The organism is Psychrobacter sp. CX16 (assembly GCF_057396245.1).
The window spans coordinates 1-24,200 of the sequence record NZ_JBXYJF010000003.1; the positions used below are offsets into that span (position 1 = coordinate 1).

The window sequence follows — 24,200 nt, forward strand, 5'->3', positions numbered from 1 at the left end:
TTTTTTCATCAGCCAGTTGTCGCTCAAGTCTTTTTATGATTTGGGCTGGGGTTTCTTTGTGTGGCATTCTTAGGCTCTTTGGCGGTGTATTCCAGTCTAATGTACCATGTTTCCTAAGCCAAGTTAGGACGGTACTACGTCCTTGTATGCCATAGTGCTTTTGGGCTTGTTTGTAGGTCATGTCGCCTTTTTCTACTTGCTCTACAATAGCTAATTTAAAGCCGAGTGTGTAATCTTTCTGTGTTCGTTTAATCCTTGATCTTTCTGCTTTGTCCATTTATAAGCTTCCTTTTCGTAAACTTATTTTAGGACGGGACAACATCATTAAAAAAGCCCTTAGAGTCAATCTAAGGGCTTTTTATTCAAATCTATATCAGCGGTTTATAGTCCGAGAATTCTAAAATGGTGACAAGGCAACCAAGCGCAATTACCACAAGTGTAGGCTTAGCAAGGTTAACACCGTAACTGTTTAGTAGCTGCTCATTAGTAGCTCACTGACTATACTTACTACTTAGCAAGGCTAAGGTCTCACTCACCATCGTCATGCCCACGACCGAGGTCACCGCTACTGCAGAGCCATAGCCGCCGCAGTGTAGCCCGCCGACCTGACAGCTGCCATCAGCCGATTTATTAACAATCGGCGGCTGAGTAGAATAGACGCATTTAATGCCAAATTTCTCTTTCATCTCTTTATTTATATTGTGTTCATGACGCAGCTTACTACGCAGGCGTGCCAACAATGGATCTTGATAGGTATCTTTTAAATCACTGACCGTAATCTGTAGCGGATCAGTTTTACCGCCGGCGCCGCCCGCACAAATCAGCTTTAATTTATTAAAACGGCAATGCAGTGCAATCGCTAATTTTGCCGACATATCATCGGTACAATCAAGTATTACCATTTGCTCGCCTGCGGCTGCCGCCTGCTTTGCTGCAGCTCTATTTGGCAAAAGCTGTGCCACATTATCTGCAGTCAAAAAGTCGTCCACTAAATTGAGTGTAATCTTAGGGTTAATCTGCGTAGCACGCTCTGCCATTGATGCAATTTTACTGCGTCCAAAAGTACTGTCCATCGCCGGCAGCTGACGATTGACGTTTGATGCTACCAATACATCCATATCAATCAAGGTTAATTTTCCGACACCGGTACGTGCCAATCCCTCAACTACCCAAGTTCCAACGCCGCCAACGCCTATCACTACCACATGCGCCTTCTCAAAATTTAAAAAGCTATTTTGACCATAAAGAGTACGTGTCCCTTGGAAACGGCGGTCATATTGTGTGGTGTCTTGTGGCTGATCAGAATTTGAGTTCGTCATAAGGCGTTCAATCCTAATAGATGGTTAAATTAATCGATATAAATTAAATCAGGCAGCTATTTTAGCCAATAGCCACTGTACAACATATGCGAATTTATCTTGTGTTAGTGAGGTTGATGGCACTTATTCAGGATATGCCCAGTCGACTCTTAACGCATCACAACTGTTTTGCCAAAGCTGTTTGGCCAACTTGGGTTTTTCAATATTAAGCAGCTCACTTAATGCGTCGAGCACAAAGTTTAAATTACCCGGTACATTACGCGTGGGCGTAACGCCATGTTGGCAGCAAACCGGCGTCATATCAGGGCAGTCTGTTTCTAATACTAGATATTCAATGCCGTACTCATTCACCGCTTCAGTAATGGCACGGCGCAGCTTTTTGGCATTGGTATTGGTCACTTGGCCAGTCACGCCCAGTCTAAATCCAAGTTTCACAAAGGCTTTTGCTTCTTGCTCACCGCCGCTGAAGCTGTGTGCAATACCGCCTAATTTGTGTGCATCGTAGTCATGCTCTTTGAGCAGCGCTAAACATTCAGCATGTGCCTTGCGAATGTGTAACAGCACTGGCAATTGATGTTCTACCGCTAAATCAAGCTGTGCTCTAAAAAACTGCTTTTGCTTTTTAACAGACTTCTCTGTCTTTAGCTCATCGGTAAAAGTATCCAAACCAATCTCGCCAATCGCAATGTGATGATGCGCCCTTACAAAATCTGCTAAATCCTCTAAGTCTTGCTCAGTATGATCAGCAATATAAGCAGGGTGCAATCCTGATGTTAGATGCGCTTGGGGCACTTGATAGGTTTGACTCAATTCATCTAATTGGTCTTGGGTGTCTTTTAGGCGCTGAAAGTATTTTGCTAGATAACCGATAAGCAGTAGATGCTGCACGCCTGATTGATAAGCAGACTGAGCAAGCGCTACCCTGTCGTCATCGAACACAAAATCATCAAAGTGAGTGTGCGTATCGATGAGCGGATAGATTACGGATGGTTGGTCATCTAAATTATGAGACATAATAAATTTCACCGTTAAGTATGAGCAGTGAGTTAAATATTGGATAAAAGTGATATATATAGCAAATAATCTAGATAATCATATAGAAAGCAACAGACGTTAACCCTATTGCCCTTGCCCCTCTGTTTGAATTTACAAACTTTCTTCTGGGGCTTTAGCGATTACCGTCTGTATTTCATTCAGAATTAGGATGAATAGAGGTACTATCGGCTAACTTTTTATTTTGATTATTGATGAAATATGACTCACCATCAACCGTATTGTCAGCGCTATCAGTAGGTCTAGGATATCCACTAGCTAATCGGCTACTGCGGCGTGGAATCAATAATAACGCCAACCCAACAGCGCCAAGCTTCATTAATTTTGTATAACGCATGTGCAAGTCCTCTTTTGTATCTAATTGCCTTTAGGATGCTACCTAGTCGGCGATTCTTCAAGAGGGTACGTTTAGCCAATATGTAAGCGTATTTAATTGCTCCTGTGTATCAGCAAGGATGAATTAACGATTTTTAGAGCCAGAGCTTAAATCAATATAGGCATCTTGCTGACCATTATCAGGCTGACTATAGACAGGGAACGTATCCGATTTTGGCAAGCTGATACTGCGGTTCGAGGCAGGTGATACCGGGCTTAATGGCGCTAATTCATAATTGGTACTGCTCTCATCGCCCCAATTGGCTGCCCCTGACATAGGTATCTTTTTGATAGTACCGTTTTGATCGATAACCAGCTGCATGACGCGCATTTGGTCATAACGCTTCTCGGTAACACTGGCGACCGCCCCACCATCTCTTAAGATAGTCGGCTGCAAAAAGATAATCAGGTTGCTTTTTTCAGTATTGCTGCTGTCTGAGCGGAACAAGCGACCCAAAAGTGGAATATCACCCAATACCGGTACCTTTTGAGCGCCATTAGTAGTGTTGTCACGCATTAAGCCACCAAGTGCGATGGTTTGCTGATCGTCTGCCAAAATGGTGGTATTGATTAGGCTTTTGTTGGTAGTCAATCCGCTGGCATTACTGGTACTACCATTCACCACCGAAGACACCTCCTGCGACACTTCCAAACGCACAGTGCCATTATCACCAATATGCGGTATCACATTTAAATTAATACCCACATCTTGACGCTCAATGGTCTGGAATGGGTTAGTCGAGGAGTTACCACTGGTGGTGTAAGAGCCGGTCACAAATGGCACGTTTTGGCCGACCAAGATACTGGCTTTCTCATTATCGAGTGTCAAAATAGACGGCATAGATAACAAGTTAGCACTGGTGGTTGAATCCAGCGCTTGCAAAATAGCACCATAGAATTCACGGTTACCACGGCTATCGGTTTTGCTATCTCCAATACCTAAAAAGGCACCGGCAATGGCACTGGCCGCTTCACTAACGCCTGCTCCAGTTAATGCCGCTGATGCCAATGAGGTTGCTGTAGCGCCCACATTATTAAAGTTCACCACGCCATAACCACTATTAGCATTCCCCAGCGCCCACTGTACGCCCAATTGCTTGGCATCGTTACCCGATACCTCGATAATTGCCGCCTGAATAAGCACCTGCGCACGGCGGGTATCTAATTGATTCACCGCTTCTTCTACTTCAGCAATCAGCTCAGGTTTACCATTAACAATCACTGCATTTTGAGTTTCATCAGCAATAATACTAAAGGCTTCACCACTTGAGCGACTAAGTCCGGCACGAGGCGTGCTACTTGCTGAGGACGTCGACGAACTACTATTATTAGCACTGCTATTTATCGTGCTACTGCTATTAAGGCTTGAGCCTTGCGCCGCACTATCAGTCAATGAGGCCGACTCTAAGGTAGATACCGCACCCGAGCTATTAATCGATTGATTGGACAGTAAACCGCGCAGCATATCAGCCACATGCGGGGCACTGGCGTATTTTAGACGAAAGACTCGCAGGCCACTTAAGCGTTTGGATGAGCTGACATCGAGTTGATTAACCATGGTACGCACTTTGGCAATCATCTCCGGACTGCCCTGCACCAGTAAACGATCGCTGGCAGCATCGGCAATGACTTTAAGCTGTCCACCGGTACCGGCGCCATTAGCCGCAGTACCTGTTAATCCACTGATTAAATCCATCATACGCTCAGGGTCGACGTGTTGTAGTGGAATAACACTTAAGGCATTATGGTTGCTGTCATCTAGATCACGAATCAAGGTAGTAATTTGATTTAGGCTATCGGCACGGTCTGATAATACTAAAGCGTTAATACCAGGAACGGCAGCGGCATGGGCTGACTGCGGCATTAGCGGACGGATAACCGTAAGTATCTCAGCGGCCTGAGTATTCTCTAAATAAACCACCCGCGTTTTAAGCGCCTCGCCTTGTGAGTTGCCCTCTAAATCAACCGCAATACCCGATTGTTTGGCAACGTTATCTGGTACCAGTTTAATCGTGGTGCCGGTATCAATGGCAGCAATACCGTTGACTTGCATGACACTTAAAAACAGCTCGTAAATCTCATCACTCGATAGCGCTCGGTTAGATATGACCGTCACATTACCGTTAATACGAGGATCTAACACAAAGTTTTGATTGGTAATGGTCGCCACTTCATTAATAAATGCCTTGATATTGGCATCTTGCAGATTCACTTTCCAGCTTTCGGCATAAGCCGCTTGAGTAGATAAGCCGATTGCTACAGGCAGCACCAGCCAGCTGATCGACTTAGCAGATAAGCTACCCGAGAGGGCACTCGGTGATATTGGAGAGTGATTCAATCTGACTGATAATATAGCCTGAGATAGCTTTTTGACTAACGGTTTAACGGCTTGAGAGGGTCGCAAATTCAACATGCTATATCGTACCTAAATAATGACGTTCTGTTAATGAATCAAATAACAAGCACCAAAGGGTGACGCTTATTTTAAAGAGTTTAAAACTGCTGACGGACGGTAAATATCTGATCGCCGCGCTGGACTTCTATAGTGGCTTGACCCGACTGCTTGACCTGACTAAGTATATCAGCATCACTGGCAGGGTTATTGCCCACGCTTTGACCATTGACTGACAGCACTCGGTCACCTGCCTCTAATCCAAGCTTACTACGCAGCCCAGATGGCATGGCGTCTGTCACCTGATAACCTTGACCGGTTGCCATAACGCCCATGCTGCTTAGATAATTAGCGGGATTTTGCTTCAGCTCACTGACCGCATTATCAATGGCAGCCATCGGACTTGTACCACTGGGTGCAGGGCTTGCTGGCTGCTGCATATTGTCTTCATCTTGCTGATTGTCAGCATAACCAGAAGGCGTCTGCTGCGCCGGCATGGTAGGTATACTACTACCATTAGCCATACCAGAGTTTAGTGGCAGATTTGGGTTACCCGCCTCATCATACAGCCCGCTTTGATCAAGCGGCATCCGCTCGGGCATATCCACCACTACCTCATTATTGTTACTGTCGGCAATGACGGCCTGGTTCCAGTCTACTTTAACCAACTTATAGTTGGTACCTGCTAGTGTCTCGCCAACGCGATAATTCTCCATCACCCCATTGACACTCAACATAGCCGACGACAAGCTACTAGGAGACGCCAACAGTACCCCTGCTAATATCACATCAGGTGGCGGCTGCGTTGGCTGGCTCTGAACTTGTGGCGACTCAAAAATAGACAAAGCGGCACTGGCATTAATACTAGAAGGCGGTTTGACTTGTAATTGTGCAAGCGGCAAATTAGGCACTTGCGGCGGTGCTAAAAGTAACCAAACAATACGTGCTATACCCCAACACAGCCAAACAATAGCCACCAGTAACAGCCAACCTGATAATTTATTGAGCCAATCTGTTAAGGATTTATTGAGAGTAGCCAGTGAGCCAAAGGATTTCGCCATTACTGAGCCCCTCCACTACCAAGACTACTCAGTAGCGGCTGACGCACGCTAACAACAGCCGTATCAGCCGGCGCGCTGCCTTTATAACTTGGCATATGCTCAAGCATACGCTGAGTTAAGCCCACATCGAGCATACCCTCTGCATCTAAGTAGATATCCCCCAAGCGCTTGCTATTTTTGTCGATCAAGTTGGCATGTATCACTTCGCTGTTATTACGGCTCTCTTGACTTAAATCCGCCTGCATTGAGGGTAATAATAACGTATAAGTCTGACCACCACTCGGATAACCCAGCTCACCGCCAGCCCATGTTAATTGGCCATCGACATCACTAAAGCCTTTGTCTTTATTGAGCGTCGCAGAAACAGCATTAACCTGAATAGGTGCATCCGGTAGGCGCCAACTGACTAAAGAGGCCAAGGTTTGTTTATTAATTCGACCTGATAAATCGGTCACTCGCCAACCACTGAACCCTCGACTTACCTCTCCGGTAAGACGCGTCTGCCCTGATGTCATTTCTACATCCGCACCAAGCCGTCCCAAGAATAGTGATAAGGGTTTTAATTGCCAAGTGATTGTGCCTGATAAAGGTGACGCGCCTATATTCGACGACTGCTGCGGAACTTTAGCCACCACTGAACCTTGCCAGATATTACCAGAGACCTGCTGAATATATGGGGAGCTTGGCAAAAACTGATTGACCAACCACACCGCTGGCATTTGAATCATGACGCACAGCATCAGTATCAAAGCACCGAAGAGCCACCAAAGCTTACTTGGTTGAGCCGCTTTGACATTCTTGTTTTGCCCAGAGGAGGAAAGAGTCGATTGCAAGATATATAAAGCCTAAATATGTTAAATGAATGACGTTAGGGTTAGCATAACTAAAAATCGTTAATTATTATACCTAATGATGACAAGAGGATTACATATTCTTTTTAAGTCAGAATCAAACTAGATTTGCCTTGTAGATTAAGCCCAGACTTTTAAGAAATAAGCCTTTTCATTTATTCTATTAACATTTAATACAGACTGACAACATTAAACAATACACTATAATGCATCTTGTCATATTATATAAATGGTTTTGATCATAAATCACATCATTTTAGTTAAGATAATGGTTAGTTTAACAAAATAATCTACCTTTAATATTTCGAACACCCATTAATTATCTATCCTTATGATATTAACTTCATAATATTAACGTTCATAGCTTTAATACTTACTTTTACAACTTAACTATTTAAACTATTAAGTAATAATTTAAAACGAGTGACTGTTATGATACGAATAGGCAGACCACTCTACTAAATCCTAAAATAAGTATAAATAAAAGGAGAGAATGATGACCCAAGATCAGTCAATTTTATTTCAATGGGAAGAAGCTGAAAAAACTCTGAAAAAATTCATGCCCATCATGGTTGAAGAACAGGCAAATGTTGCCAAAACTGATATCCTCAACCCTTTGCCTAAGGAAAAACAAGAGGCTATCAAAAACATCCCCTTTCTTGAAGAGTCGCGTTCTGCAGAGGATGTTTTACAGGATATGCATGATCTGATTTATAAATATCGCACCAAGCAAAACAACCCAAGATTTTTCTCTTTTATCCCTTTAGCCTTATCTCCCATATCTGTGGTTGGCGATGCGATTAATGCTTTTTATTCGCCTTATGGTGGTAGCCATACGCTGAGTCAGGGCATGGCAATCGCTGAAAAAAGACTGCTTAACTGGATGGGTGAGCAAATTGGTTATCCCGTCAAAGAGCTTGGTGGATTGTTTGTCTCCGGGGGCTCAATGGCAAACTTAACCGCGTCCATTGTGGCTCGAGATGAGAAGCTGAAAGATGAGGAATTCGGTAAAGGCACCGTTTACGTCTCAGACCAAACCCACTCGTCCGTGGCAAAAGGCATCCGTGTCATGGGTATCCCTAAAGCCAATATCCGCAAAGTCAAAACCAATGAGCGCTTTCAAATCATCCCAGATGACTTAAGAGCGCAAATCGAACAAGACAAAAAAGATGGCTTTATTCCCTTCTTAATCGTAGGTACTTGCGGTACCACCAATACGGGCTCTATTGACCCGCTACATGAGTTGGCAGATATCAGTGAAGCATACAATACTTGGCTACACATTGATGGTGCCTATGGTGCGAGCGCACTATTGTCCTCTCATCGTGAGTTATTAGAGGGTATTGAGCGTAGTGACTCAGTGAGCTGGGACGGTCATAAATGGCTGTTTCAATCGTATGGCTGCGCCACTGTCATTTGTAAAGACCGCCAAGCTATGTCACGTACGTTTATGGAGAATCCTGAATATTTAACCGACATTAAATCAGATGATTCTAATATTAACTTCTGGGATATGGGGATTGAGTTAACGGCGCCCGCCCGTGGTATGCGCTTATGGTACACCCTACAAAGAGTGGGCCTTAAAGAGATGAGACGAGCCATTGATAAAGGCTTTGATAATGCTGAATATTTTGAGCAATTGTTCCGCGCTGAAGACTACTTCGACATTGTCTCGCCTGCTCAGTTAGGTATTGTGAATATAAGATATTATGACGACCGCCACACTGAAGATGAGATCAATGAGATTAACCATAAATTGTCGGAAATGGCAGAACAAAGAAATCAATCCATCTATTTCACCACCATGTTAAATAACAAAATTGTTTTAAGATTCTGTGCTATCAACCCATTATTAACCAAACAAGATATTGAAGACGTGGTGAATAATATAAAAAGCGATATTGCTTCGCTTGGTTTAATTGAACAATAAAATCTGTGCACTAGATATTTTTCTATTCGGTATCTATAAAAAAAGAGCCTATCTACATAGGCTCTCTTTGGCTTAATCAACATTATTATACTATGTATTCCTTAGAAGACTTAAGTACACCTGATATTTAATATTTTAATAAATATCCTTTATATTAAAGCTTATCCTAGTAAATTCATAAAATAAGTAAAGAATAATGTCAATTTAAATAAATATATAATCTAAAAATTTACAATTTCTAATAAAGGCCAGTTGAATATTAACTTATATTCAAACTAATGTATTTTATAAATACTAGTTTGCTAATCCTGAATAATCAACGACGTTTGAAAACCCCTTCGTCCAATAGCCATTCAATATCACTCGAGAAAACAGGAGCAAAAATTTCAGTCTGTTTACAAATAGTACAGACTAAATTAGTTAGCTCAGATTCTAAAATACCCCAATTAGCACCGTAACCTGGAACTAATAAATATTTAAAGCTATTTTTTTGTTCTCTTGATATATGGCTAGCATTATTGGCCGCAATATCTAGAATTAGTAATCTTCTTGCTATTTCTATACGATCCGGAGATATGATTAATCTTGAATTATTTTCAGTAATATAACCCTGTTTCTTGCAGACAAATGATATTCGCTCTATTTCTTCAAGTGGATAGCCGTCAATTTCTAAGGCTTCATATACTTCATCTTTAAGACCCTTCTCACTAATTAGAATAGCATGCTCAAATTCAATAGGAGTTAAAAAATTAATGCACTGCAACTCTCTTCTTAGTCGTACTAATATACTTTTGACTTGGAAAAATGAAGCGGTATTTTCATAAGATAGCATATGTTTCAAATCACCTCGTAAAGATGCATAATAACCGGCACCATCGAGGTACTCTACAAAGCGAGCGTTATTGTATTTCTTAAGCGTAAAAGCTCTAGAGCTTTGTGTTTGGTCAACTACTTTATGGGAAACACTTCCAGAATCGCCTGCATAAAATTGTGATTGTATAAATAGTTTTGGCTTTGGGTCCCAACCATCTATATTATATGGGAGTATGAAATCGTAAGCTCTAGTCTTTTTTTTCCTCTTGTTATTTTCAATTATCTCATCTTCACCGATCTTAACGTCAGCAGTATTAAAATCAAAGTCAGGCCTCAAACCCATGTATGATAACTTTTCCCTGAGTAAATCTTCTGGAATATGGCCTCCAGTAGCGGATACACTACCTCGTATTTTAAATATCGTACAAGCATTAATTAAGTATTTACCTAAATTAACCTCTAATTCAATATCATTTAATTGCGTGTAAGCATAACAGACCGCCCAAAGTTGCTTTATCTCTTCTTCATCTTCAAGAATTAGTTTTATATACTCCTTTAAAAGTAAGGTAAGATATACTTTTAAATCGAATATTGGTTCAGTTTTTACTTTAGAATTATAATATCTGTGAGATCCCACAAAGCAAGAGGCTAGCGATTTAGCAATAAATCCAGATTTAGTGGTAGACGGAAGTTCCTTTAGACTAAATTTTATAGTATTTTTGATTCCACTTCTTTTAGGTATAAAAGGTTTAATTTCATCCTCTTTTAACTGTATTAAGAAGTGATTTTTTAAATTATTATCAGTAGCCCCGGAAGCTAAGAATAATAAATTGAAAAATGTATCATAGAACTCTGTTACATTTATCTCATCCTTTACAAAGCTCTTCCCAGTTACAAATAGTTCGCTAGCACTTACTATGGCATTGCATATACTGTCTATATCAAATACTTCATAGCTCGAAAAATCATCAAGATAAGGAGAAATAACTTCAATACATTGAGAAAGAGATTCTATTTCAGAAGTAAATTTTTCATTATCCTTAACACGTTCAAGCCTCGCAGTAAGCCATTGATCAAATTCACCTAGTTGTTCAGTTAAAGTTAAATTCTCAGGGTAAAACTTCATATTAATCCTTCTGTTAAAATTAGATTTAGTCGCTATAATACATTTTTAAAAAGGGGTAAATCATGATCTCTAATATAGATCTAATAATTAAAAAATTGACTTTAAAGTTGGGACTTGATAATGACCTGCAACCCGAAGAGGTTAACTATTCAATTGAAGATAAGGTTCAAACTTGGTCTGAATTTGTTACTACTCTATACGTAGGAGATAATTTATCATACTTAAAAGGACTTTCACATTATTCTAAAGAATCAATAGATCTATGCTATATAGATCCTCCCTACAACACTGGTTCAAATTTTATCTACAATGATACCCGTAAATCTAAGTCAAATGGAATATTTGGTACACATTCTTCTTGGATGAGTTTTATGTTGCCACGTTTAATTTACGCTAAGGAACTATTAAAACAATCAGGGATTATAGCTGTTAGTGTTGATGACTACGAACAAGCGTACTTAAAATTTTTAATGGATAAAATTTTTGGAGAAGACAACTTTATTGGAAGCATAATCGTTTGTCGATCTAAAAATGGAAAAGGAAGTAGAAATAATCTTGCTACTAATCATGAATATCTTCTTATATATGGTAAGTCAAAACAGTCTAAACTTCGTGGTCAAATAGATGAAACAACATATGATAAGCTTGATGAGTTTGGTCAATATCGAGTCGATGGGCTGTTTCGTAAAAAAGGAGCAGCTAGTTCAAGAGTTGATAGACCCAATATGTTCTATCCTCTATTTTATAATCCTAAGAATGGTAAAGTATCCGTAGATCCTATTCCTGGATGGCTTAGCACTACCCCTGTTGATTCTAAAGGTATTGAAAGGCGATGGCTTTGGGGGGTTGACACTGCCAAAGAAAGAGAATGGAGATTATATGCTAGTAAGAATGGCGTAATTTATGTTAAAAACTACGCTGGAGACTCGATAAATATCAAACGCACTAAAGTGAGAACAATTTGGGAAGACACTAGTTTTTATACAGAACAAGCTACTAAAGAAATTAAAGAGTTATTCGGTTCTAAAATATTTGACACACCTAAGCCTATGTCTTATATAAAAAAAATTATTGATATTTGCTCTAACGATGAGGCCGTGATTCTCGACTTCTTTGCTGGATCAGGAACTACAGCACATGCAGTAGCTGAACTCAATCAAATTGATAATGGTAATAGAAGATGTATTTTGATGGAAACGGATTGCGATATACCGCTAAAGCATTCAGCCAGGAAATATGGTTATAAAAAAATATCTGATATTACACTTGAAAGATTGAAAATAATTCAAAATGAACATAAATCTTTCGAATTTCAAGTTATTAACTCAGGTATTTAAAATATTAAAACAATATATAATGATGCATTTAATACCCTTGAACTCATAGTCTTCAAAAATTTAATCATCGAGAATTTAGTATTATTTACAGATTAATAAGTCAAATAATTATGGTGCTTAGTAGTGTGCATAATGCGAGTTTTATAAAGAATAAATCAAAAGCTTAAAATGCTAAATATACTTACTTATTCTTGATAAAACTCTTAATTGACTATTGAACTGTAATATAAATCAACGCAAAGATTCGTCAGATCTTTCTCGATCAATCTTAGGCATATCTGCATTTAAACTCTCTTCGGTCATACCACGCCGATATGCATTATACTGCCATACAACAAACATCTGCTTATACTTCCTGTTTTGTTCTTTTAATTCTGCTACCTCTGCTTCTAAATTGGCTATTCTAGAAGCAGCTGCGTTTAAACTGGCTGGCCTAGGTTTAGCTGGGGCCTTACCCTTAATCGAATCTTTTTTGGATTGATATGCGTCTTTAATAGCCTCCTGTGCGCTTAAAGATTGTCGGGTAGGCCTCTTCCCTACTAAGGACTCTACTTCGTCGCAAATCGCAGCCCACGTAATTTTAGGTTCATCCCAACCACGAATTAAATTTACAATAGCCTCAATATCTTGCCTGTTAAGATGTTTAGCCAAAACCGCCTCCTAGCAAACCAGTTAGGTCCTCTAAAATAAATTTTTCATCTCTCTGACTTTCATTACCTATCACAGCTGAAATTGATTTCTTTTGTGCTACTCGTCGTAATTGTGAGAAATCACTCCCGCGAAGCTTAACCTGCGCACCATCTTCAATGGATGGATTCTCTAATATATCAATAAGCTCTCTAAGTCTTTTTGATGTTTTAAGTTGGTATTCAAGCCACCTATCTGATCCGTAATCCTCTTCTTCATACGATTTCTGCGCTTTTGAGATGAGAGCTTCAATGTGAGCCAGCCTCTCCTTCATTCTTACTAGCTTAATGTCATCTCCTTTGATACAAACCTGTTCAGTGCAATTAATACAGTCTCTAAACTTTTCGCAAGGACTCATAGTATAGTCATGCACACAATAGCCATACTCTGTCACATGTACAGCAGCCTGTTCTAATGTATTAAATTCCTGAGATGTAACAGGTAGGTGCTTTTCAACCTCTCCTAATGGCCCATATAATGACTTTGATGGATCAATGCGTTCAGCCATAGATACTAACTCATACTCTGTCATATGATTATAGGTGCGATTTTGATTAATATTAGCCCTTCCAGACCACTTGGCTATCTCTAGGTTAGATAATCCACCACGTTGAGCAATCGTATTTAATAAATGCCTTGCCTGATGCGATGTAACCTTTAATCTTTCTCCATTTTCACCATAGTATCCATATCTATCAAAAATATTTTTATGTGCTTTTACTGCTGGCCGTGTTCCAATATCATTATTAAAAAAGTTCACATCTGGTGCCATAAGCTCAGTTAACAGTCTGGGGCGATTACCATGGAACTGATTCTTATTTAATACGAAAAGTGCATTCGAGAGCTTAATTCCTTTTTCTTTATCCAACCATGGAAAGCTTTTAGGAAGCCTGTCATTAACATGTACCCATAAGCTCTCTAGAGTATTAGCACCATCATGATGATCCAAGCCTCTAGAGTTTAGACTAGAATAAACTGTATCCTTGTTCTTAAATGACAACCCCAGTGCTTGACAGGCTTGTTCACCAGTCAATGGTTGATTATCCGGAACATTTGGACAGTTTTCATGACGATAAAATTTATTTGGATTCTCTTCTATCCACTTGGCGAGTTTTCGAGCCTCTAATGAAAGCCCTTTTGCTCTTTCCACAGCAGTTTTCGCTGTTTCCACCATAACAGTAGGTATCCACTTAATATCTCCCCCATAGCCTTTACCAGCATAAAAACGCCAACCATATCGCTCTACACCTTTACTGTCTACTTCAGTAACTTCACAATCAACTGGTAGTGCGAGAACTTCAGAAATACGAGAAGGGGCAGACATAAGCATTGCAAACACAGAAGTTGTAAAGATATCACGGCCCTCTGTAGGATTGCTCGCAAATATCTCCGCTAAAGCATCTAGCGCCTTAGAATCAGGTAGTTTTTTCTCCCTATTTTCTTTAGCTTTTTTGCCAGTTTTAACAAAGCTCGAAGGACATGGAATAGGATTTACCCATTCATTAAGGTTTGCATTGATTAGACTGTTTTGAGACACAAATTTAGCCAATCTTTCAATCTCTCGACCACAGTCATAAGCAGATCCCGCACTATAATAATTCCGTGCTAAAAGAGCTGCTTCATCTAAACAAGTTATAGATAGTCCTGAAATCGATGTATTATCATTTACTTGTTCTAGCGCAGACTCTATAGCTCGCAATGCTTTTAACTCATTCTTTGCACCAGTTGGATTATGGCCTTGTTGATAACGAAAATATGCTTTGGCGAAGTCTAAAAAGCTGAGACTCATTACCTGATGAGTTTTTGGCTTTCGAGTCTTTACGCCTAATTTAGAAAACACACCGACGTTAGGCCATACATTAGCATCCCAGTCTAAATTAGAACCAAAAACGATTAATTCATCTCGACACATGTCAATAAATGATTCTAAATTAGCTTCTGCAGATAAGTCTGCTCTAGATTTGAATTGTATGATATTACTCATAGCCAACTCCACGCTCTAATTGAAGCTCAGAACGACGCTTCTCACAACGTGAGATTACCTCAGCTACCGCCAAGATACTTCTATCTAATATTGCAGCTACCTCAATATCACCAGTAATACTTTTTACCCGTTCTCTTTCACTTAAAAGATTTTCATATACCTCTTGATGAGGACCATCTAGCCACGGCTGAAAGTGCATACAGGTATAACAGGGAATGGGAACGTTTGCCCCACAAAAGCCATGTTCACCACATGTCCCTATACCAGATCCTTCTTGCGTACGAATCCTACTGCTCGGATCATTGCCGCGTTCAGCTTCTTTTTCAGAATCCACTAAAAAACCAGCGAATGCTTGAGCATAAGGAGCTAATTGAAACCCAACTGCAGCATCTAGCCTTTCAACATGTTCGGGGATGTTTTTAATATATACACTAGCGTTTTGAGTATCACTATGATCAAGAAGCTCTGCTATCACAAGTTCACCAAAACCCTCTCGAGCAGCCCTAGTACCTGTTGTATATCTAAACCTACGTGCATTAATAGATAGAATCTCACCTGTTCTTTCAGATTTTACTTCAGATGCTTCTACTATAAAATGAAGCGTATCAGTTACTTTACCCGAAGCTATGTGTAACTTATCTGTTCCAGACATGACCCTAAACTCAAACAAAGAATCTACAACTTTTATCCTTGAATAGTCTGGAAATAATGGTATAAGCTGCCTATCAGCTTCATTTAGTTCAAATTTTAGCTGTGATTCAACTTTTTCTATTGCATTTTTCGTCTGAGCTGAAAGTATTGACCACAGCTCTTCAGTGATTGCAAAATGCTTAAATTGAGTTCTAAAGCCTTCTCCATGCTTAGCTCTAGGGGTATTAAGAATAAAATAGGGCTCACCTCTTTTGTTCTTACCGCATAAAACGTCTGCTACCTTTAAATGAGATATTTGAATAGGACGACGCCCTGTATGACTAATAATTAATGACAAGGCAAGCTCATCTAAGGTTATAATACTTCGCTCAAAAGCATGTATTGCACCTTCATTGAAAGCTTGTAGCTCGTTATTTGTCAATGGGCCTTCTATAGGATCTAGACGCCTTACAGCATCACCTTTTCTGTTCCCTTTGATTCGCCAGCTATCTAAAAGATTTATAACCTCTTCATTGATACCTTCATATCCCATCTCGTACCATTTACGTAGAAAACCTATAACTACCCCTAAATAGTATTCCTTATCTTTAGATAACGAACTCCTATAATTTATTAAAACAGTTTCTGATATTTCTTTAGCATCTGTAGTTTTGATCATATGTAAAAAAGTTGCAGCAATGTTAGCTGTATGTGCTGCTGATAAATTACTTGCATAAAAACTCAATACTTTTAAAAAACTATTTAAAACAACTCCAGATAGTAAGCTCTTTATTTTGATTAAGTTTATTGACTTATCTTTATCCAATACCCAAATATCATCATCTAGATGAAAGGAATAGCCTTTACTTTTAGATCTACAGTAAAATTTACTATCTTCATCAGTATTCACAATTGGTGGAATTTCAACAACTTTTATAGCAGTATTACTCGCCATTAAGATTTTCCTCTGGTAGTCTCATTCCAGTATTTGACTGCAGCTGAATAGCTGCTATTTTAGCCTGTTCTTCAATATACCTTCTATTGTAGTGTGCAGCAGTTTTAGAACCAGGCTTCCAGCCCATAAGGAATGATCTCATTTGCTCCTGCCTCTCTTCACTAGGCACTTTGTCTAGAGAATCCATTTTTTCCGAGAACTTTCTATTCCATGTATGTCGCAACTTATGACCAGTCAACCTATACAGTTCCGGTGAAACCGACCTAACGACATTGATCACTTTATAGTAGCCAGATTTCGTGATTGGTAGTCCAACTGTAGGACCTGATTTATGAGTTACGAATAAAAAATCATTCTTTTTAGCATTCTTTATTTTGCGTCTATCAAGGGTTATGTAGTCATGTAGCTCTTTAACTAAGATATCGCCAAGGGGAATTAAACGTTCTAGAGTTTTAGCATTGGGCTCAAATACTCTAGGATCATTTTTTTCATCAGCTCGTCTAATTACCCGTAAGACTTTTTTAGAAAAATCTATATCTTGAATTCTTAAATTAAGAAGCTCACCACCCCTTAGACCGAGATGATATAGCAGCAAAATAATTAGTCTATTTCTACGCTGAACATCTTTACTAAATGGATTAAATTCTGAGTTAATTCTTATTACTTCAAACAATACTTCGAGCTGTGAGTCATCAAGAGACTTGTCCTGTCTATTATTCCTTCCTTTCTTTGTAGGTCGTCTAGATTTAATTTGAGATTGAAGTCTCTTGATTTGCCTTGATTCATTAAGGTCCGGCTGCTGAATTAGATGATTAGCATACCATGCACAATAATCAGAAATAGTGGTCAGCCTCATATAATGAGTTATTGGACTAACAACAGTATCTATATCCTTTTTATTATTAATTTTCTTGCTTGGCAAGCTTGAAACTTTTATTTGTGTATAGTCACGCAGATCATCTATTTCATTTACAGTTAGAAAAATACGACTCATGATCCTGTGTTCAAGATTAATACCACGGTCATTCAAGAACCTCAAAAAAACAACTAAGTTATTTGCGGCAGATATCATCGTGGAGAAAGAGTCAGATTTGTTTCGCAATTGAGTAGTAATAAATAAATTAGGGTGATGTACAGGCAAGCCAGTTAGTTGATTTATAACTAAGCAGTATCGTTCTCCACTATCCAATATGAATGATGTCGTTGAAGGATGAATATTCATTTATTTACCTAAATATTTTACATATTATAAAGGTACACTATATCAACTATAGCATCAATATTTTTTTACATTATTTTTGTTATTTTAATAACAAGAAACCCCGCTAGTGGCGGGGTTTCAGAGTTAGACTTTACAATATTGTCTGAGGTAAACGTCAGAATGGGATGTCGTCATCTTTTGGCGTGTCTGTCATGCCGCCAGCAGGTATCGTGGTTTGGTTGTTAAAACCAGGCGCTTGTGCAGGTGCGCTTGGTGCTTGCGGTGCCGTATTTTGCGGGCTGCTTGGCGCTTGATTAAAGGTATTACCACCTTGAGCGCCGCCTTGCTGACCTTGGAAACCGCCTTGTGGGTCTTGATTACCACCAAAGCCACCTTGGTTATTACCGCCTTGATTGCCATAGCTACCACCTTGCTGAGGTTGTTGCTGGCCACCAAAGTTGCCACCGCCGCCAGAACCGCCGCCTAACATTTGCATTTGGTCAGCACGGATTTCGGTTGTATAACGGTCTTGGCCGTTTTGATCCTGCCATTTACGCGTACGTAGGCTGCCCTCAATATAGACTTGGCTGCCTTTACGTAGATACTGAGCGGCAATTTCACCCAAACGGTTAAATAGAGCAATGCGGTGCCATTCGGTCGCTTCACGCTTCTCGCCGGTTTGTTTGTCTGTCCACTGCTCAGAGGTCGCAACAGAAATGTTGGTTACACTGCCGCCATTACTGAATTGACGGGTCTCAGGGTCATTGCCTAAATGGCCTACGATAATTACTTTGTTAATACCACGCATAATACTTCCTTTAGGGTTTCGTATTGATTTTATTTATCATTCGATAGTCACGTTTATTGAGCATCACTCTACCGAAATTTTGGTTAAATATCTAGCTTAGTTTCGGTTAGTTGCGACAGTAATTGTCGTGAATTATCGGTAAGTTTTTGTTTATCCAGTTTTAAATAAGCCACACCATCTTTTGGCATCACTACCACTTCATCGACTCCGCCAATATTCATCACTTGTTGCGACCATGCACTGATATTGGTCTGCTTAGGAATCGCCAAAGTGGTACTGGTCAGATACGGCGGCTGCGAAATCGGAATAATCAATAATAGCGCTACCGCCATCACCACACCCAATATGCCCCATGAGAGCAGTGGGCTGTGTGTTAATAGTAGCCCGCCCAACGCACCACCAAAGAAGGCGCCCAAAAACTGACTGGATGAATTAATGCCCATCGCCGTCGCTTTATTCGCCACTGGTGCTTTTTTGGAAATCCAGGAGGGAATGGTCGCTTCTAATAAATTAAAGCCAATAAAATACAGACCCAGACCGACAATCAGACCAACGCTTAAACCACTGCCCAATGCCAAACAAACAAACGCCAATACAATCGTGGTTAATGCAGTCAAAAATACCTGACGCATTTTATGCTTCTTTTCGGCGATGATAATAAACGGAATGGCAATCGCAAAACCAATAAATAGTAGCGGTAAATAGACCAAACCTTGCTGACGCACGCTTAGTCCAAGCACATCTGACAACTGCTGCGGAACAATCACAAAAATAGCGGTCATGGTCAAATGCAGTGCAAAGATACCGATATGTAAGCGATTTAAATCGCCAATCTTTAGCACGTCTTTTAATTGCTCGCCAATCGATTTGTTGGCCAAGTTGTGCCTGAGCACCCGCAGCGGTGTCGGCACTACCAGCAGCAAAATCATCGCCAATACCGCAAAGACGGTGGTTAACCAAAACAACCCTGAGATCCCCACACTTGCTACCATCATCGGCCCAATGGCGAAGGACAACATAATAGAGGTCGCAATCGTCAGGCCCATGGTCGCCATGGCTTTGGTACGCACCTGCTCACGGGTCACATCGGCCAATAGCGCCATCAATATCGCAGATACTGCCCCACTACCTGCCAGCGCACGGCCAATAATCACTTGATAGATATCGGTGGCCGTCGCTGCAACAATACCGCCAATGGCAAATAAAGCCAGACCCAACAGAATCATCGGCTTACGCGGAAACTTATCGGCAGCAAGGCTCATTGGTATCTGAAATATCGCCTGCCCAAGACCGTAAATACCCACTGCCAAGCCGATTAATAGCGGTGTGGCATGCGCATAATCATGACCATAGACTGAAAACACTGGCACGATCATAAATAGCCCGATCATTCGCAAAGCAAATATACCACCTATCCCTGCAATGGCTCGTTTCTCAATGCTATTCATGCTATTGCCTCGCTTTGTCGCTGCCACAATGTCATCTATGACCCTCTATTTTAGGACGAATCATAGACAATGGATTTGTTAGGGGTACATTATGATTTGTTAGGGGTACATTATAAAGTATCTATGCAAAATATGGTGTGAACCTACGATTATGCGCTCAATGTTGTGCAAAAGGGCTGGTATTTAAAGCGTCTTTTATTGAACTGACCAGTAACGGTATTTGGCAACGATTCGTTAATCGCCCTTGAATTTCGGCTAAATTATAACCATTAAAGACATATCTTATTACATTATACAGTCACATTTATTGTCATAACTTTATTATAAAATAACAGACAATTTATGCGTTTGTTTCTACCCTTTTACTATTTGATTAACCTTAACAACCTCATGTTGACCTTATTTAAATTAGTCAGCATGTCTCTCATATTATTCATTACTTTATTATTTATCTAGTTATCTATTTAACACATTCAATAACAAAGGCTTTATATGGCACACGAACACATTAAAATTCGCGGCGCACGTACGCATAACTTAAAAAATATCAATATCGACATTCCCCGTGATAAATTTGTGGTTATCACTGGGCTTTCTGGTTCCGGTAAGTCATCTCTGGCCTTTGACACCTTGTATGCTGAAGGTCAGCGCCGTTACGTCGAGAGCTTGTCAGCGTATGCGCGCCAGTTTTTATCGCAAATGGATAAGCCGGAAGTCGATAGTATCGAAGGCTTATCGCCGGCCATTGCTATTGAACAGAAATCTACCAACCATAACCCGCGCTCTACGGTCGGTACCATTACCGAGATTTACGATTATCTTCGTTTATTATACGCCCGTGTTGGCACGCCTTATTGCCCAGTGCATGACCTACCGATGGTGGCACAAACCATCACCGAAATGGTCGATGACATTATGGCATTGCCTGAAAATACTAAGCTGATGATATTAGCGCCTGTGGTGCGTGACCGTAAGGGTGAGCATGTGGTGCTACTCGAGCAGCTTGTGGGACAAGGTTTTGTGCGCGTGCGGGTCGATGGTAACGTCTATGATATGGATGAGTTGCCTGCCCTTGAAAAGAATAAAAAACACACGATTGAGGTGGTGGTTGACCGCTTCAAAGTACGGGATGACTTAGGCAACCGTGTTGCCGAGAGCTTAGAGACCGCACTGCGCTTAGGTGGTGATTTAGCTATTTTGCATTATATGGATGGCAACCCAAACCCAGACGCGTCCAATCAAGATAGCGACGACCAAGTATTATCTGCCAAGCACTCTTGCCCAATTTGTGACCGTGCGGTATCAGAGCTTGAGCCTCGCCTATTTAGTTTTAACAATCCTTACGGCGCTTGCCCTGCCTGTGACGGCCTTGGCAAACGTCAATATTTTTCTGCTGAAAAGCTGGTGACCAATCCTGAGAAAACCTTAAACCAAGGCGCGATTAACGGTTGGGACAGACGTCATGCCTATTACTTTGGCCTATTGACCACAGTCGCTAAGCACTTTGACATTGATATGGATACACCGTGGCAGGAGCTGGATAAAGAGCACCGCGATATTATCCTAAATGGCTCAGGTAAAGAGAAGATCCAATTTAACTTTACCGATGAGCGTGGTCGTAAAACCAAAAAAACCACCCCTTTTGAAGGGGTATTGCCCTACCTTGAGCGCCGCTATGCCAAGACGCAAAGTAACTTTGTGCGTGATGAATTGGCAAAATATTTAGCCGATACCACCTGTAACGTCTGTGATGGCGCCCGTCTCAATGAGATAGCCCGTAACGTGCGTGTGGACGGTCGAGGCATTGCTGACATTGTGCAGCTGTCTATTGGCGATGCGGCAAACTATTATAGCGATTTGCACATGGGCGGTGCCAAAGGGGAGGTCAGCGACAAGATTTTCAAAGAGATTAACGAGCGTCTGAATTTCTTAGTCAGTGTCGGGCTTGATTACCTAAACCTTGCGCGCTCAGCTGAAACCTTGTCAGGCGGTGAAGCTCAGCGTATCCGTCTTGCTAGCCAAATCGGGGCAGGTTTGATGGGCGTGATGTATGTACTTGATGAGCCCTCTATCGGTCTGCATCAACGGGATAACGACCGTCTGCTACAGACCCTTGTGCGTCTACGTGATCTTGGCAATACCGTGTTGGTCGTTGAGCACGATGAAGATGCCATTCGCCAAGCCGATCATGTGATTGATATCGGTGTCGGTGCTGGCGTGCATGGTGGTCATGTCATTGCTGAGGGTACGATGCAAGACATTATGGATGTCGAAGAGTCATTAACCGGTCAATACTTGTCAGGTAAAAAGAAAATCGAAATCCCTAAAACCCGTCATAAAGCCAAAACCATTGATCTCAATAATCCGCCTGAAAAAGCACGTATTATGCCAATGGGTAAAGCCAAAGCGGCGGCGGCTAAAAAAGCAGCTAAAAATGCAAAACCCAAGCCCAAAAAGATAGTGCCAATGCAGATTGAGCTAAAAGGCGCCTCAGGTAACAACTTACAGGATGTCGATCTCACCATTCCTATCGGCACCTTTACCTGTATTACTGGAGTCTCAGGCTCAGGTAAATCGACCTTGATTAACCGTACCTTGATGCCGTTGGCCGCCACCCAATTAAACAACGCATCGACTTTAGTGCCTGATAAATACAACAGTATCACTGGGCTTGAATATCTCGATAAAATGGTCGATATTGACCAAAGCCCAATTGGGCGTACCCCTCGCTCTAACCCAGCGACCTATACTGGCGTGTTCACCCCTATTCGTGACTTGTTCTCGCAAACTCAAGAGGCCAAAGCTCGAGGCTATAAAGCTGGTCGCTTTAGCTTCAACGTCAAAGGCGGTCGCTGTGAGACCTGTCAGGGTGATGGCCTTATTAAAGTTGAAATGCACTTCTTACCCGATATGTACGTGCCCTGTGACAGCTGTCATGGCAAGCGTTATAACCGTGAGACGCTTGAGATTCATTACAAAGGTAAGAGCATCGCCGAAGTATTGGACATGACAGTAGAAGATGCGACTGAATTCTTCTCAGCCATTCCGCCGATTCATCGCCGGCTACAAGCGCTTATGGATGTGGGCTTGAGCTATATTCGATTGGGTCAGTCTGCCCCGACATTATCGGGTGGTGAGGCGCAACGTGTTAAGCTGGCGCGTGAGCTTGCCAAACGCGATACCGGTCAGACGCTCTATATATTGGATGAGCCAACCACTGGCTTGCATTTCCACGATATTTATAAGCTACTTAATATTCTGCATGCACTGCGCGACAAGGGTAATACCATTATTGTCATTGAGCATAACCTAGACGTCATTAAGACTGCCGACTGGATTGTCGACTTAGGTCCTGAAGGCGGCAAGAATGGTGGCATGATTATCGCGGAAGGCACGCCTGAGGAAGTTGCTGAAAATAAAGCCTCATTTACGGGCGCGTTTTTGAAGCCGATGCTGGCGGGTTGATAAATTTTTATTGATAATTGATTTAAGAAAAGCTACTCTATATAGAGTAGCTTTTTTGTTTAAGTGGGATTTAAAGTATTAGTGTTTTTTTATAATTTAAAAGAGTATACAAATCTTAATAAGTTAAAAAGCTACCCTTGTTTACAATAATTTATAGGATAATCAAATGTCATTTTCTTCAAACTTTTTTTAAGAATTGATAGTGGTGTAGACTCTATACTTTTTTTTATTATTTGATCATGCTGTTCAATGTTGCGGTGATATTTGTGAACGATAAACAAAGGAAAACACTAGAAGAATGGAAGGTTCGACTAAAGAAAGCTCAAGTTGGTCACTTTAATCAGTCTGAACGATATTCACAAATTGATAAGTTTATCGGAATACCTTTAGTTATTTTATCTTCATTTAATAGTGGTCTTTTATTCTTGAAGTCTACTGACGAAAAGACACAGTTTATTATTGTGCTTATGAGTATTGTCATATCATTATTAGCTGGCCTTCAAGTTTTACTAAGACCGTCTGAGAAGTCTCTAATTCATAATCAGTGTGGCTCAAGTTATGGCATATTGAGACGAGATGTAGAACAATATCTAGTTAGAGAAAATAATGATTCAAAAAATGTAGAAGAGTTCTGTAAAGATCTTCAGGTACGATGGGCAGTTGTTGCAGCATATGCACCCTTAACACCCAAGAGCTCGAGACTACGTGCTCGTATTATTTTGAATGAAGATAATGAAGACACAGAGATTTTTAAATAAATTTAAA

Annotated in this window: 18 protein-coding genes; 4 read left to right on the plus strand and 14 right to left on the minus strand. The window is 40.8% G+C overall.

Annotation, left to right across the window (positions count from 1 at the left end; genetic code table 11):
- The 7 genes from AC2SLM_RS01590 to gspN form a co-directional block, all read right to left on the minus strand.
- Positions 1 to 277, minus strand: a 277-nt coding sequence (locus AC2SLM_RS01590) for a helix-turn-helix domain-containing protein (protein ID WP_486551566.1), incomplete at its 3' end; no start/stop codon positions are given.
- 214 nt (positions 278 to 491) lie between these two features.
- On the minus strand, positions 492 to 1,319 hold the full coding sequence (locus AC2SLM_RS01595; protein ID WP_486551567.1) for a tRNA threonylcarbamoyladenosine dehydratase: 828 nt from the start codon (positions 1,317 to 1,319) through the stop codon (positions 492 to 494).
- 123 nt (positions 1,320 to 1,442) lie between these two features.
- The gene (locus AC2SLM_RS01600; protein ID WP_486543377.1) at positions 1,443 to 2,333 is read right to left on the minus strand and encodes a TatD family hydrolase; all 891 of its coding nucleotides are present in this window, start codon (positions 2,331 to 2,333) and stop codon (positions 1,443 to 1,445) included.
- Positions 2,334 to 2,508: 175 nt separating this feature from the next.
- On the minus strand, positions 2,509 to 2,709 hold the full coding sequence (locus tag AC2SLM_RS01605; protein ID WP_486551569.1) for a hypothetical protein: 201 nt from the start codon (positions 2,707 to 2,709) through the stop codon (positions 2,509 to 2,511).
- 123 nt (positions 2,710 to 2,832) lie between these two features.
- A complete protein-coding gene (gene gspD, locus AC2SLM_RS01610; RefSeq protein ID WP_486551720.1) occupies positions 2,833 to 5,016 on the minus strand; it encodes a type II secretion system secretin GspD in 2,184 nt (727 codons plus the stop codon).
- A gap of 224 nt (positions 5,017 to 5,240) precedes the next feature.
- Entirely contained in the window at positions 5,241 to 6,200 is a 960-nt protein-coding gene (locus tag AC2SLM_RS01615; RefSeq protein WP_486551570.1) for a type II secretion system protein N, read from the minus strand.
- Entirely contained in the window at positions 6,200 to 7,033 is an 834-nt protein-coding gene (gspN, locus tag AC2SLM_RS01620) for a type II secretion system protein N (protein ID WP_486551572.1), read from the minus strand. The genes AC2SLM_RS01615 and gspN overlap by 1 nt, the downstream gene beginning before the upstream one ends.
- A 514-nt stretch (positions 7,034 to 7,547) precedes the next feature.
- On the opposite strand from gspN, the gene AC2SLM_RS01625 reads away from it, so the two are divergent.
- The gene (locus AC2SLM_RS01625; RefSeq protein WP_486551574.1) at positions 7,548 to 8,981 is read left to right on the plus strand and encodes a pyridoxal phosphate-dependent decarboxylase family protein; all 1,434 of its coding nucleotides are present in this window, start codon (positions 7,548 to 7,550) and stop codon (positions 8,979 to 8,981) included.
- Positions 8,982 to 9,297: 316 nt separating this feature from the next.
- Here AC2SLM_RS01625 and AC2SLM_RS01630 read toward each other — a convergent pair whose 3' ends face one another.
- Positions 9,298 to 10,920: a hypothetical protein gene (locus tag AC2SLM_RS01630; RefSeq protein ID WP_486551575.1), complete on the minus strand. Its 1,623-nt coding sequence runs from the start codon at positions 10,918 to 10,920 to the stop codon at positions 9,298 to 9,300.
- A 62-nt stretch (positions 10,921 to 10,982) separates the two neighbouring features.
- On the opposite strand from AC2SLM_RS01630, the gene AC2SLM_RS01635 reads away from it, so the two are divergent.
- The gene (locus AC2SLM_RS01635) at positions 10,983 to 12,257 is read left to right on the plus strand and encodes a site-specific DNA-methyltransferase (RefSeq protein ID WP_486551576.1); all 1,275 of its coding nucleotides are present in this window, start codon (positions 10,983 to 10,985) and stop codon (positions 12,255 to 12,257) included.
- A gap of 231 nt (positions 12,258 to 12,488) precedes the next feature.
- Here the strand turns inward: AC2SLM_RS01635 and AC2SLM_RS01640 are convergent, their stop codons facing one another.
- From AC2SLM_RS01640 to AC2SLM_RS01665, 6 genes are all read right to left on the minus strand, one after another.
- Positions 12,489 to 12,908, minus strand: coding sequence for a hypothetical protein (locus AC2SLM_RS01640; RefSeq protein WP_486551578.1), 420 nt, complete (start codon positions 12,906 to 12,908; stop codon positions 12,489 to 12,491).
- Positions 12,901 to 14,928 (minus strand): hypothetical protein, encoded by a 2,028-nt coding sequence (locus tag AC2SLM_RS01645; RefSeq protein WP_486551580.1) that lies wholly within the window; start codon positions 14,926 to 14,928, stop codon positions 12,901 to 12,903. The genes AC2SLM_RS01640 and AC2SLM_RS01645 overlap by 8 nt, the downstream gene beginning before the upstream one ends.
- Positions 14,921 to 16,513 (minus strand): site-specific integrase, encoded by a 1,593-nt coding sequence (locus AC2SLM_RS01650; RefSeq protein ID WP_486551581.1) that lies wholly within the window; start codon positions 16,511 to 16,513, stop codon positions 14,921 to 14,923. Before AC2SLM_RS01650 ends, AC2SLM_RS01645 begins: the two co-directional genes overlap by 8 nt.
- A complete protein-coding gene (locus AC2SLM_RS01655; RefSeq protein ID WP_486551582.1) occupies positions 16,503 to 17,735 on the minus strand; it encodes a tyrosine-type recombinase/integrase in 1,233 nt (410 codons plus the stop codon). The genes AC2SLM_RS01650 and AC2SLM_RS01655 overlap by 11 nt, the downstream gene beginning before the upstream one ends.
- A 154-nt stretch (positions 17,736 to 17,889) precedes the next feature.
- A complete protein-coding gene (ssb, locus tag AC2SLM_RS01660) occupies positions 17,890 to 18,522 on the minus strand; it encodes a single-stranded DNA-binding protein (protein ID WP_486543365.1) in 633 nt (210 codons plus the stop codon).
- Between the two features lie 83 nt (positions 18,523 to 18,605).
- Entirely contained in the window at positions 18,606 to 19,970 is a 1,365-nt protein-coding gene (locus tag AC2SLM_RS01665) for an MFS transporter (protein ID WP_486551584.1), read from the minus strand.
- Positions 19,971 to 20,462: 492 nt separating this feature from the next.
- Between AC2SLM_RS01665 and uvrA the strand changes: the two genes are divergently transcribed.
- Together uvrA and AC2SLM_RS01675 are read left to right on the plus strand one after the other, a co-directional pair.
- A complete protein-coding gene (gene uvrA / locus AC2SLM_RS01670; protein ID WP_486551585.1) occupies positions 20,463 to 23,435 on the plus strand; it encodes an excinuclease ABC subunit UvrA in 2,973 nt (990 codons plus the stop codon).
- Positions 23,436 to 23,701: 266 nt separating this feature from the next.
- Positions 23,702 to 24,193, plus strand: coding sequence for an SLATT domain-containing protein (locus AC2SLM_RS01675; protein WP_486551586.1), 492 nt, complete (start codon positions 23,702 to 23,704; stop codon positions 24,191 to 24,193).
- The last annotated feature ends 7 nt before the right edge of the window (positions 24,194 to 24,200 follow it).